Below are 12,057 nucleotides of genomic sequence, written 5' to 3'. Positions count from 1 at the left end.
TTGGAGCACAGCGGGCCGGACGTCGCCTAGGAGTGGCGCAGCGGATGCGCGCGCCCGGCGCGGCGGTGGGATGCGCGCGCCGCTACCATCGCCGAGGCGCCAGCAGCGCGCCCCTCCCGTGAGCCGAAGGATCGCCGCATGCCCCTGCCCTGGACCGCCCGCGAGGAGCGCGGCATCTCCGACCTCGTCCTCCCCGAGCAGCGTCTGTCGTGGCCGCGCACGATCGGCATCGGCATGCAGCACGTCGTCGCCATGTTCGGCGCGACGTTCCTCGTGCCGACGCTCACGGGCTTCCCGCCGTCGACGACGATGCTCTTCTCGGGCATCGGCACGATCCTGTTCCTGCTCGTGACGGGCAACCGCCTGCCCAGCTACCTCGGCTCGTCGTTCGCGTTCATCGCGCCCGTCGTCGCCGCATCCACGGCCGGCGGCCCGGGCCTCGCGCTCGCGGGCGTCGTGCTGACGGGTGCGCTGCTCGCGCTGGTCGGCCTCGTCGTGCAGGTGGCTGGCACGCGCTGGCTGACGGCGCTCATGCCGCCGGTCGTGTCGGGCACGATCGTCGCGCTCATCGGCTTCAACCTCGCGCCCGCCGCGCGCGACTCGTTCCTCGCGGCACCCGGCATCGCGGCGTTCACGCTGCTCGTCATCGTCGTGGTGGCCGTGCTGTTCCGCGGCATCGTCGCGCGCCTGTCGATCCTCATCGGCGTCGTCGTCGGCTACGTCGCCTCCGGCATCGCGGGCGTCGTCGACTGGTCGGCCGTCGAGTCGGCCGCGTGGGTGGGCCTGCCCACCTTCCAGACGCCGTCGATCGATCTCGCGCAGTGGCCGCTGCTGCTCATGTTCGTGCCGATCGTGCTGCCGCTCATCGCCGAGAACGTCGGCCACGTGCGCGGCGTCGGCCAGCTCATCCACCGCGACCTCGACCCCGTCGCGGGTCGCGCGCTCATCGCCGACGGCGCCGCGACGGTGCTCGCGGGACTCTTCGGCGGCTCGGCCACGACGACGTACGGCGAGAACATCGGCGTCATGAGCGCGACGCGCGTCTTCTCGACCGCCGCCTACTGGGTCGCCGCCTGCACGGCGATCCTGCTGTCGCTGTCGCCGAAGGTCGGCGCGATCATCGCCGCGACGCCCGCGGGCGTCATCGGTGGCGTGACGACGGCGCTGTACGGCCTCATCGGCATCATCGGCGTGCGCATCTGGATCGAGCACCGCGTCGACTTCTCGCGGCCCCGCAACCAGTTCTCGGCGGGCGTCGGCCTCATCGTCGCGATCGCCGACTTCACGCTCAACGCGGGCTCGGTGACGCTCGGCGGCATCCTGCTGGGCACGGTCGCGACGCTCGTGATCTACCACCTCATGGCGGGCCTCGAGCGGCTGCGCGGCGGCGACGAGGTCGCCGACGGCCTGCAGTCCCCGCCGGCGACGTCGGTGTCGGATGCAGGGGCCGAGGGGCGCTGACGCCTGCCCTTCGACGAGTGGCCACTTCCTGCCGGGGAGTGGCCACGTTCGTGCGATGAGGGGTCAGCACCTGCCGCTGGCTGCGGCGTGTCGCGGCAGGAAGCGACCCCTCCTCGTCAGGGAGGCGCGGCGACGCGTCAGACGCGCACGAGCGGCAGCCACGCCTCGATCGTCGCGCGGGTGCCGGATGCGCGCACGGTGCCGGCCGCGACCGCATCCGCCCACGGCATGGCGCCCGTCGCGAGCGCGAGCCACGTGGGGGTGTCGGTCTCGATGACGTTCGGCGGGGTGCCGCGCGTGTGGCCGGGGCCCTCGACGGCCTGCACGGCGCCGAACGGCGGCACGCGCACCTCGACGCTCTTGCCCGGCGCGCGATCGGCGAGGCACTGCAGCGTGTAGCGCACGGCCGTCGCGCGATCCTCGCGGCTCGCACCCTCGACGAGCGCGGCCCGCACGGCGTCGAGCCCGACGAGGTCCTGGATGCGCTTCGCGGCCACGCGACGACGCTACCGCGCCAAAGGAATTGAGGTTCTCGGCCTCTTGTGATGTCGAAAGAGGCCGAAAACCTCAATGCTCTGCGGCGAGGGGGCGTGACGCGCACGCGGCAGGAGGCGGATGCGCGCGCTCGTAGGATGGGCGGGTGCGGATCCTCGTCCTCGGCTCCGGCGCGCGAGAGCACGCCATCATCACTGCGCTGCTGCGCGACGGCGACCACTCGGTCGTCGCCGCCCCCGGCAACGCCGGCATCGCGCAGGTCGTCGAGACCGTGCGCGTCGACCAGAACGACGGCGCCCTCGTGGCCCGGCTCGCGACCGACCTCGGCGCCGAGCTCGTCGTCATCGGCCCCGAGGCGCCGCTCGTCGCGGGCGTCGCCGACGTCGTGCGCGCCGCCGGCATCGCCGTGTTCGGCCCGTCGAAGCAGGCTGCGCAGCTCGAGGGATCGAAGGCGTTCGCGAAGCGCATCATGGATGCCGCGAACGTGCCCACGGGATCCGTCACGCGGGCGGAGACCGTCGAGCAGGCCGCCGCGGCCCTCGACGCCGTCGGCGCCCCGTACGTCGTGAAGGCCGACGGCCTCGCCGCCGGCAAGGGCGTCATCGTGACGAGCGACCGCGCGGCCGCCGACGAGCACGCGCACTACTGGCTGCAGCAGGGCCCCGTGCTCGTCGAGGAGTTCCTCGCCGGCCCCGAGGTCAGCCTCTTCCTGCTCTCCGACGGCACGACCGTGCGTCCGCTCGCCCCCGCGCAGGACTTCAAGCGCCTGCTCGACGGCGACGCCGGCCCGAACACGGGCGGCATGGGCGCGTACTCGCCGCTGCCGTGGCTCGACGCGCGCTTCGGCGGCGAGCAGGCGTTCGTCGACGAGGTCGTCGCGACGATCGCGCAGCCCACGATCGACGCGCTGCGCGCCGAGGGCACCCCGTTCGTGGGCCTGCTGTATTGCGGCCTGATCGTGACGGATGCGGGCATCAAGGTCATCGAGTTCAACGCGCGCTTCGGCGACCCCGAGACGCAGGTCGTGCTGCCGCGCCTCTCGTCGCCGTTCGGCGCCGCGCTCTTCGCCGCCGCCACCGGCACGCTCGCCGACGTCGCGCCGCTCGAGTTCGGCGGCGCCGCCGCCGTGACCGTGGTCGTCGCGAGCGAGGGCTACCCCGACGACCCGCAGACGGGCCGCGCGATCACGGGCATCGCCGATGCGGATGCGCTCGAGGGCGTGCACGTGATGCACGCCGCGACCGTCGTGAGCGAGGAGCACGGCTTCGTCGCGACGGGCGGCCGCGTGCTGTCGGTCGTCGGATCGGGCACGACGCTCGCCGAGGCCCGCGCTCGCGCGTACGCGGGCGTCGAGGAGATCCGCCTCGAGGGCTCGCAGGCGCGCACCGACATCGCCCGCACCGCCGCGGAGGCCTGATGAGCGACGCGCTGCCCGGCTACGACCTCGCCTACCAGGGCAAGGTGCGCGACCTGCACGTGCCCGCCGGTCAGGATCTCGCGTCGGCCGACGCCATCCTCATGGTCGCCTCCGACCGCGTCTCGGCGTTCGACCACGCGCTCGAGCCGCCCATCCCGGGCAAGGGCACGACGCTCACGTCGATGACGACGTGGTGGCTGCGCACCCTCGGCGACGAGGCGCAGCTCGCGGGCGACCACGGCCCCGGCGGCGACGCGCTCGCGCGCATCCCGGATGCCGTCGCCGGCCGCGCGCTGCTCGTGCGCAACCTCGACATGCTGCCCGTCGAGTGCGTCGTGCGCGGCCGCATCACGGGCTCGGGCCTCGTCGAGTACCGCGAGACGGGCGCGATCTCGGGCGTGGTGCTGCCGGAGGGCCTGCAGGACGGCGACCTGCTGCCCGAGCCGATCTTCACGCCCGCGTGGAAGGCGCCGAAGGGCCAGCACGACGAGAACATCCCGTTCTCGCGCGTCGTCGAGCTCGTCGGAGCGGATGCGGCCGAGACGCTGCGCTCGCGCTCGATGGACGTCTTCGCACAGGGTGCCGCGATCGCCGCGTCGAAGGGCCTCGTGCTCGCCGACACGAAGCTCGAGTTCGGCCGCGACGCGTCGGGTGCCATCGTGCTCGCCGACGAGGTGCTCACGTCGGACTCGTCGCGCTACTGGGATGCGGATGCGCTCGACGCCGGCCGCGTCGAGTCGTTCGACAAGCAGATCGTGCGCAACTGGCTGCTGTCCGAGGCCGAGGCCGGCCGGTGGGACAAGCGGGGCGTGCCGCCCGTGCTGCCCGCATCCATCGTGGAGCAGACCGCCGCCCGCTACGCGGAGCTGCTGGAGCGCCTGGTCGGCTGACCCGCAGCGCTCGCTGACGCCCTACGGCGTCGGCACCTGCCACACGGCGGCGCAGGCCGAGACTCCCTGCTGGTAGCCGTTCGCGAACCACGTCTGGCGCTGCTGGCTCGAGCCGTGCGTCCACGAGTCGGGGTTCACGCCCTGGCCCGACTGCGACTGGATGCTGTCGTCGCCGATCGCCGCGGCCGCGTTCAGCGCATCCTGCAGCTCGGCCTGCGTCGGCGCGACGAGCACGGGGTCGCCGCCGCCCTGATCGTCGGTCGTCGACGCCGCCGCGATCCACGCGCCGGCGTAGCAGTCGGCCTGCAGCTCGCTGCGCACCGCCGATCCCGACGGTCCCGTGTCGTCGTGATTGACGCGCTGCAGGTCGCCCGTGAGCTGCTGGATGTGGTGGCCCCACTCGTGGCCGAGCACGTACAGCTGCGACAGCGATCCACCCGAGGCGCCGAACTGCGTGCGCATGAGGTCGAAGAACGACTCGTCGATGTAGATCTGCTCGTCGCCGGGGCAGTAGAACGGGCCGACGGCGCTCGTCGCGTTGCCGCATGCGGTCGACACCTGGCCCGAGTAGAGCAGCACGCTCGGCTCGCGGTACTGCAGCTGGTTCTGCGCGAACACGCCCGACCAGTAGGCCGAGAGCGAGTCGGCCCCGCCCTCCATGCGGCACTCGTAGTTCGCGGGGTCGTTCGCCTGCTCGCCCGTGCAGCCCACGACCTCGGTGTCGTTGCCCGAGCCGGCCGACGGGTCCTGCGTGATCGCGCTGCCGAGGCCCGTGAGGTCGATGCCGAGGAACGACGACGCGAGGAAGAGGATCACCGTGATGAGGCCGCCGCCGCCGAGCGCGATGGCGCCGCCGCGAGCACCGCCGCCACCACCGCGACGCCGCACCTGCGTCGTGTCGAACTTGGCATCCCCGCGGAACGTCATGGCCGAAGCGTAGTCCGCGCGGATGCGGGGTGGCAGGTGGATGCGCAGGGCCGGCACGAGGTGACGCTGAGAAGGGGTTGCCGTGCATGTCGCGGACGAACCCGCGCTCAGCGTCACCTCGTGCCACGCGCGGCCCGGCACCCCGCATCCGAGTGCATCCGTCGTCGGTAGACTGGACGCATCCCACCCCGCGAGGAGTCGAAGCCCATGCCCCTCATCGTCGTCGACGTCATGCCGAAGGCCGAGATCCTCGACCCTCAGGGCAAGGCGGTCACCCGCGCGCTCACCCGACTCGGCCACGAGGCCGTCGGCCAGGTGCGCATCGGCAAGCGCTTCGAGCTCACGGTCGACGGCGAGGTGACCGACGAGCTGCTCGGTCAGATCCGCACCGTCGCCGAGGACGTGCTCGCGAACACCGTCATCGAGGACGTCGTGGGCATCCACGTGGAGGAGCAGGCGTGAAGGTCGGCGTCGTCACCTTCCCGGGGACGCTCGACGATCGTGACGCGCAGCGCGCCGTGCGCCTCGCCGGCCACGAGCCCGTGGCGCTGTGGCACCGCGACCACGACCTCCAGGGCGTCGACGCCATCGTGCTGCCCGGCGGCTTCTCGTACGGCGACTACCTGCGGTGCGGCGCCATCGCGGCGCTCTCGCCGATCATGACCGAGGTCGTCGACGCTGCCGGCAAGGGCATGCCCGTGCTCGGCATCTGCAACGGCTTCCAGATGCTCACCGAGGCGGGCCTGCTGCCCGGCGGCCTCGTGCGCAACGCGACGGGCCTCTTCGTGCGTCGCGACCAGCGCCTCACGGTCGAGCGCACGACGACGGCCTGGACGAACGGCTTCGAGCCCGGCCAGGAGATCGTCATCCCGCTGAAGAACGGCGAGGGCCGCTTCGTGTCGACGAAGGCCGAGCTCGAGCGCATCGAGGGCGAGGGCCTCGTGGCCTTCCGCTACGCCGGCCGCAACCCGAACGGCTCGATGGACGACATCGCTGGCGTCTCGAACGCCGCAGGCAACGTCGTGGGCCTCATGCCGCATCCCGAGCACGCCGTCGAGCTGGGCTTCGGCCCCGACACGTCGGCCCGCATGCGCTCGGGCCTCGACGGCCTGACGATCTTCGCGCTCGCGCTGGAGTCGGTCGCGGCCTGACCCGCTCGCGCCGCGTCCGGTGGATGCGGTGCTCGCGCGAGCTCCGTTGCGAGGTGCGCTTCCTGCACTGAGGTGCGGTTCGCGGTTCAGAGGTGCGCTTGCTGCACTCAGGTGCGGTTGCAACCGCACCTTGCTGCAGCACCCGCACCTCGGAACCGTCGTCGTTGCAGGAAGCGCACCCGGATGCAGCAACCGCACCTCGCAACGGCTACCCGCGGGGACCGCGCACGCCTAGGCTGCCGCCACGGGTCGACGACGACGTCGGCCGGTGAGGAGACGCCATGCGCAGCACCCGCCCCGAGCCCGAGATCGCCGACGCCAGCGTCTTCAGTGCGCTGTTCGACGACCTGACCGACGAGGATCGCGCGCTCCCCGCGCTCATCGACGGCGCATCCGGCGCGGTCATGACGTACGGCGAGCTCGTCGGCCGCGCCGAGGCGTTCGCGGGAGCGCTCGCCGCCATGGGCATCCGCCCGGGCGACGTCGTGGGACTGCACTGCCCCAACGTGCCGGCGTTCGCGATCGCGTTCCACGGCATCCTGCGCGCCGGCGCGACCGCGACGACGGTCAACGCGCTGTACACGCCGCACGAGATCGAGGTGCAGCTGCGCGCATCCGGCGCCGTCGCGCACGTGACCGTCGGCCCGCTCGCGCCGCAGTCGCTCGAGGCCGCGCACGCCGTGGGCATCGGCGACGACCGCATCGTCGTGCTCGACGGGTTGGATGGGCACCCGAGCCTGGCCGAGCTGCTCGCCGCCGGCCACGCGGCGCCCGACGTGCGGATCGACCCCGCGACCCATGTCGCCGTCATGCCGTACTCGTCGGGCACGACGGGCACGCCGAAGGGCGTCATGCTGTCGCACCGCAACCTCGTGGCGAACGTCGCGCAGTGCGAGCCGCTCATCCAGCTCGAGCGCGGCGAGCGGGTGCTCGCGGTGCTGCCGTTCTTCCACATCTACGGCATGACGGTGCTGCTGAACCTCGCGCTGCGCGCCCGCGGCACGCTCGTGACGATGCCGCGATTCGACCTCACGGAGTTCCTGCGGATCATCCAGGACGAGCAGGTGTCGTTCGCGTTCATCGCGCCGCCGATCGCGGTGGCGCTGGCGAAGCATCCGCTCGTCGCCGAGTACGACCTGTCGTCGCTGCGCACCGCGCTCTCGGGCGCCGCGCCGCTCGACGAGCAGCTGGGCCACGCCGTCGCCGACCGCCTCGGCATCGAGATGCTGCAGGGCTACGGCATGACCGAGCTGAGCCCCGTGAGCCACGTGTACGTGCGCGGCGAGAGCGGGTCGACGCCGCTCGGCTCGGTCGGCACCGTCGTGGGTGGCACGGAGGATCGCATCGTCGACATCGAGTCGGGCGACACGATCGAGCCGCCCGAGCACGACGGGCTGTCGGAGGCGGGCGAGCTGTGGGTGCGCGGCCCCCAGGTCATGCTCGGCTACCTCGACAACCCCGAGGCGACGGCCGAGACGCTGCGCGACGACGGCTTCCTGCGCACGGGCGACATGGCCGCGTACGACGCCGACGGCAACGTGCACATCGTCGACCGGCTCAAGGAGCTCATCAAGCACAAGGGCTACCAGGTGGCGCCGGCCGAGCTCGAGGCGCTGCTGCTCACGCATCCCGCCGTCGCCGACGTCGCGGTGATCGGCGTGCGCACCGACGACGGCGACGAGGACCCCATGGCGTTCGTGGTGCCGGTCGACGCGGGTGCGGAGGACCCGGATGCGCTCATGGCGTGGGTCGCCGAGCGCGTCGCGCCGTACAAGAAGGTGCGCCGCGTCGCGTACGTCGAGGCCATCCCGAAGTCGGCGTCGGGCAAGATCCTGCGCAAGGACCTGAAGGCGGCGGTGTAGGGCCAGCGCCGTCGTTGCGAGGTGCGCATCTCACGCTGAGGTACGCCAATCGCAGCTCCTGGTGGCGAGGTGCGCACCTCGCAACGCCGGATGCGTACCGTGCGACGGGATGACGAGCGGATGCGCTCTCCCGGGTCGCGGGGATAGCGTCGGGGCATGCGCCTCGCAGCAGCCCTCAGCCACCGCGCCGACCTCGCGACGCGCGCCGACGCGCTCGCGCAGCGCGCCATCCGCGCCGCCGTCACGCAGGAGGGCACGACGCCCGTCGACGACCCGACCGCGCTCGTCGCCGAGCACGACGCCGTGCTCGCCGAGCTCGAGCAGCTCGTGGTGCGCATCAACCTGACGAACGCCGCGACCGACGTCGACGGCGTGCCGCTCACGGCCGCCCTCGCGCGCCGCGACACCCTGCGCCGACGGCACCGCACGCTCACGTCGCTCGCCGACGCATCCACGCCGTTCGCCGACCGCATGCGCGGCGCCGAGCTGCGGCTGCTGCCCACGAGCGACGTCGCGAGCCTGCGCAGCGCCGCCGACGACACGGCGAAGGCCCTGCGCGAGCTGGACCTGCGCATCCAGGAGGTGAACTGGTCGACGGAGCTGCGCTGACGAGTCGGTAGCCGCCTGGGAGCGGGCACGAACCCCACGCCTGCCGGGGTGATGGCAGGCACGCAGCGTCGACGGGCCGGCGCATCCGCTTCGGATCCTTCGCCCGGCACGCAGCACACGCGCACTCGCGGGGAACCGCGTGCATCGCGCACGCATCACCACCACGTGCCGACCCTCGCGGCGAGGGTGGGATCGGGGACTCTCGTCAGCGCAGCAGCCGCGTTCTGCAGGCGATCGTGGGGGTCGGAGGGAAGATGCCCCTCTGCCACCCCGGATCGCCTGCAGAACGCAACCGTCAGGAGGCGGCAGCCTCCCGGCGCCGCACGCGCGCCGGCGCCCAGTGCCACGCGACCGCCCACCCCAGGGCGATGCCCGCGAGGTCGGCGAGCGCGTCCCACACGTCGCCGGAGCGCGAGCGCAGCAGCAGCCCCTGCACGAGCTCCGATGCGACCGCCTGCACCACGAGCAGGCTCGCGAGCACGGGGCCCGGGATGCCTGCGATGACGCCAGACGCCATGACGAGCGCGAACATCCCCACGTGGCCGAGCTTGTCGGTGCCGGGGAAGTCGCCGCTGTCGGGCGCCACCGGTGAGTAGAGGCCCCAGAGCTGGATGCCGATCGCGAGCGCGAGCACGATCCATGCGACGACGCGGCGGAGGCGGCCGCGCGCTGCAGGGTCGGGGCCGGCGCGCACCCGATCACGCTAGCCACGGCAGCCCGGCGCTCGCCGAGGCGCCGGCCGCGACCGTCCCCCACGGATCCGGGCATGCGCACGGGCGATCGGGGGACACGAGCGCGGCACCCGACGCGACCGGCGGCGGCGCCCGCGCGACCCGAGGCGGATGCGCGCGCGAGTAGACTCGGCAGCACCGCATCCGCTCCCTCCGTGAGGTCTCCGCCAGTGCCCGATGCCCCCGCCCGCCCCGTCGCCGACACCGTCGAGCACGCGATCGCGACTCCGGAGAAGGAGCAGCCGTACGCGGCGCTCGGCCTCAAGCCCGACGAGTACGAGCGCATCCGCGAGATCCTCGGCCGCCGCCCCACGTCGGGCGAGCTGGCGATGTACTCCGTCATGTGGTCGGAGCACTGCTCGTACAAGTCGTCGAAGAAGCACCTGAAGGTCTTCGGGCAGAAGGTCACCGACCAGATGCGCGAGCGCCTCATGGTCGGCATGGGCGAGAACGCCGGCGTGCTGGATGCCGGCGAGGGCTGGGCGGTCACGTTCAAGATCGAGAGCCACAACCACCCGTCGTTCGTCGAGCCCTTCCAGGGCGCCGCGACGGGCGTCGGCGGCATCGTGCGCGACATCATCTCGATGGGCGCACGCCCCGTGGCCGTCATGGATGCGCTGCGCTTCGGCGCCATCGACCACCCCGACACGGCGCGCGTCGTGCACGGCGTCGTCGGCGGCATCTCGTTCTACGGCAACTGCCTCGGCCTGCCGAACATCGGCGGCGAGACGGTGTTCGACGCCGTCTACCAGGGCAACCCGCTCGTCAACGCCCTCGCGGTCGGCGTGCTGCGCCACGAGGACCTGCACCTCGCGAACGCGCGCGGCGCCGGCAACAAGGTCGTGCTCTTCGGCGCCCGCACCGGTGGCGACGGCATCGGCGGCGCATCCATCCTCGCGTCCGACTCGTTCGACGCCGACGGCCCCGCCAAGCGCCCCGCGGTGCAGGTGGGCGACCCGTTCGCCGAGAAGGTGCTCATCGAGTGCTGCCTCGAGCTCTACAAGGCCGACCTCGTCGAGGGCATCCAGGACCTCGGCGCCGCCGGCATCTCGTGCGCGACGAGCGAGCTCGCGTCGAACGGCGACGGCGGCATGCAGGTCGAGCTCGACCACGTGCTGCTGCGCGACCCCACGCTCACGGCCGAGGAGATCCTCATGTCGGAGTCGCAGGAGCGCATGATGGCGATCGTGACGCCCGAGAAGCTCGAGGCGTTCCTCGCGGTCACCGAGAGGTGGGACGTCGAGACGAGCGTGCTCGGCGAGGTCACCGGCACCGGCCGCCTCGTCATCACGCACGGCGGCGAGACGATCGTCGACGTCGACCCCCGCACGGTCGCGATCGACTCGCCCGTCTACGACCGGCCGATGGAGCGTCCCGAGTGGCTCGACGCCCTCAACGCCGACACGACCGCGCGCCTCCCCCGCTCCGAGGCAGCCGGCCTGCGCTCCGAGCTGCTGGCGCTCGCGGGCTCGCCGAACCTCGCCGACCCGTCGTGGATCACCGAGCAGTACGACTCGTACGTGCTCGGCAACACGGCGCTGTCGATGCCCGACGACGCCGGCATGGTGCGCATCGACGAGGAGTCGGGCCTCGGCTTCGCCGTCTCGGTCGACGCCAACGGCCGCTACTGCCAGCTCGACCCGCGCGAGGGTGCGAAGGCGGCGCTCGCCGAGGCGTACCGCAACGTCGCCGCGACGGGCGCGACGCCGCTGGGCGTCTCGGACTGCCTCAACTTCGGCAACCCCGAGGTGCCGTTCGTGATGTGGCAGTTCGCGGAGGCCGTCGACGGTCTCGCGGATGCGTGCGTCGAGCTGGGCATCCCGGTCACGGGCGGCAACGTGTCGTTCTACAACCAGACGGGCGAGACGCAGATCCACCCGACCCCCGTGGTCGGCGTACTCGGTGTCATCGACGACGTCGCCCGCCGCGTGCCCGCCGGCTGGCAGGACGACGGCCTGCACCTGTACCTGCTCGGCACGACCCGCGACGAGCTCGACGGCTCCGCGTGGGCCGGCGTCGTGCACGACCACCTCGGCGGCACCCCGCCGCTCGTCGACCTCGCCGCCGAGAAGGCCGTGGCCTCGCTCGTGCAGGCTGCCGCGCACGACGGCCTGCTGGCCGCCGCGCACGACCTGTCGGAGGGTGGCCTCGGCGTCACGCTCGCCGAGGGCGCGATGCGCTTCGGCATCGGCGCGCGCATCTGGCTCGAGGAGCTGTGCGAGCGCGACGGCGTCGACCTCACGGCTGCACTGTTCTCGGAGTCGGGCGCTCGGATGCTCGTGGCCGTGCCGCGCGAGGACGACGTGCGGTTCCAGGGCATGTGCGCCGCGCGCGGCGTGCCGTCGCTGCGCATCGGCGCGACGGACTCGACGACGGGCTCGATCGAGGTGCAGGACGTCTTCACGATCGGCCTCGACGAGCTGCGCCAGCGCAACGGCTCGACGCTGTACGACACCTTCGCCTGATCCTCGCGTCTTCGAGACCCGCCGCGCCTTCGGGTGCGGCGGGTCTCGT

At 72.7% G+C, this 12,057-nt stretch carries 11 protein-coding genes; 8 read left to right on the top strand and 3 right to left on the bottom strand.

The genetic code is table 11. The features are described 5' to 3' along the window. Nucleotides 1–138: 138 nt before the first annotated feature. Nucleotides 139–1,461 carry a uracil-xanthine permease family protein gene (locus BLQ67_RS10020; protein ID WP_092504713.1) on the top strand — a complete coding sequence of 441 codons (1,323 nt, stop codon included), beginning with the start codon at nt 139–141 and terminating at the stop codon, nt 1,459–1,461. A 137-nt stretch (nt 1,462–1,598) separates the two neighbouring features. Here the strand turns inward: BLQ67_RS10020 and BLQ67_RS10015 are convergent, their stop codons facing one another. After that, a complete protein-coding gene (locus BLQ67_RS10015; protein WP_172802294.1) occupies nt 1,599–1,958 on the bottom strand; it encodes a sterol carrier family protein in 360 nt (119 codons plus the stop codon). Between the two features lie 143 nt (nt 1,959–2,101). On the opposite strand from BLQ67_RS10015, the gene purD reads away from it, so the two are divergent. Both purD and BLQ67_RS10005 read left to right on the top strand, forming a co-directional pair. Next, the gene (gene purD, locus BLQ67_RS10010; protein ID WP_092504711.1) at nt 2,102–3,373 is read left to right on the top strand and encodes a phosphoribosylamine--glycine ligase; all 1,272 of its coding nucleotides are present in this window, start codon (nt 2,102–2,104) and stop codon (nt 3,371–3,373) included. Then, nucleotides 3,373–4,263 carry a phosphoribosylaminoimidazolesuccinocarboxamide synthase gene (locus tag BLQ67_RS10005; protein WP_092504709.1) on the top strand — a complete coding sequence of 297 codons (891 nt, stop codon included), beginning with the start codon at nt 3,373–3,375 and terminating at the stop codon, nt 4,261–4,263. The genes purD and BLQ67_RS10005 overlap by 1 nt, the downstream gene beginning before the upstream one ends. A gap of 21 nt (nt 4,264–4,284) precedes the next feature. Here the strand turns inward: BLQ67_RS10005 and ypfJ are convergent, their stop codons facing one another. Beyond that, entirely contained in the window at nt 4,285–5,190 is a 906-nt protein-coding gene (gene ypfJ, locus BLQ67_RS10000) for a KPN_02809 family neutral zinc metallopeptidase (RefSeq protein WP_092504707.1), read from the bottom strand. A 207-nt stretch (nt 5,191–5,397) separates the two neighbouring features. Between ypfJ and purS the strand changes: the two genes are divergently transcribed. The 4 genes from purS (at nt 5,398) to BLQ67_RS09980 (ending at nt 8,812) form a co-directional block, all read left to right on the top strand. Next, nucleotides 5,398–5,652 carry a phosphoribosylformylglycinamidine synthase subunit PurS gene (gene purS, locus BLQ67_RS09995; protein ID WP_092504705.1) on the top strand — a complete coding sequence of 85 codons (255 nt, stop codon included), beginning with the start codon at nt 5,398–5,400 and terminating at the stop codon, nt 5,650–5,652. Beyond that, nucleotides 5,649–6,341, top strand: a complete 693-nt coding sequence (gene purQ / locus BLQ67_RS09990; protein WP_092504703.1) for a phosphoribosylformylglycinamidine synthase subunit PurQ — start codon at nt 5,649–5,651, stop codon at nt 6,339–6,341. Before purS ends, purQ begins: the two co-directional genes overlap by 4 nt. Before the next feature lie 281 nt (nt 6,342–6,622). After that, nucleotides 6,623–8,203 carry an AMP-binding protein gene (locus BLQ67_RS09985; RefSeq protein ID WP_092504701.1) on the top strand — a complete coding sequence of 527 codons (1,581 nt, stop codon included), beginning with the start codon at nt 6,623–6,625 and terminating at the stop codon, nt 8,201–8,203. A gap of 156 nt (nt 8,204–8,359) precedes the next feature. Next, a complete protein-coding gene (locus tag BLQ67_RS09980) occupies nt 8,360–8,812 on the top strand; it encodes a DIP1984 family protein (protein WP_092504699.1) in 453 nt (150 codons plus the stop codon). A 295-nt stretch (nt 8,813–9,107) separates the two neighbouring features. Here the strand turns inward: BLQ67_RS09980 and BLQ67_RS09975 are convergent, their stop codons facing one another. Next, nucleotides 9,108–9,506, bottom strand: a complete 399-nt coding sequence (locus BLQ67_RS09975; protein WP_197674594.1) for a VanZ family protein — start codon at nt 9,504–9,506, stop codon at nt 9,108–9,110. Nucleotides 9,507–9,698: 192 nt separating this feature from the next. Here BLQ67_RS09975 and purL point away from each other — a divergent pair, with 192 nt between their 5' ends. Further along, the gene (purL, locus tag BLQ67_RS09970) at nt 9,699–12,008 is read left to right on the top strand and encodes a phosphoribosylformylglycinamidine synthase subunit PurL (protein WP_407922468.1); all 2,310 of its coding nucleotides are present in this window, start codon (nt 9,699–9,701) and stop codon (nt 12,006–12,008) included. Nucleotides 12,009–12,057: the final 49 nt, after the last annotated feature.

Origin of the sequence: Agrococcus jejuensis (genome assembly GCF_900099705.1) — a bacterium.
In the GTDB taxonomy this organism is placed as follows: Bacteria; Actinomycetota; Actinomycetes; order Actinomycetales; family Microbacteriaceae; genus Agrococcus; species Agrococcus jejuensis.
This window is presented reverse-complemented; position numbering and strand designations above follow the sequence as displayed.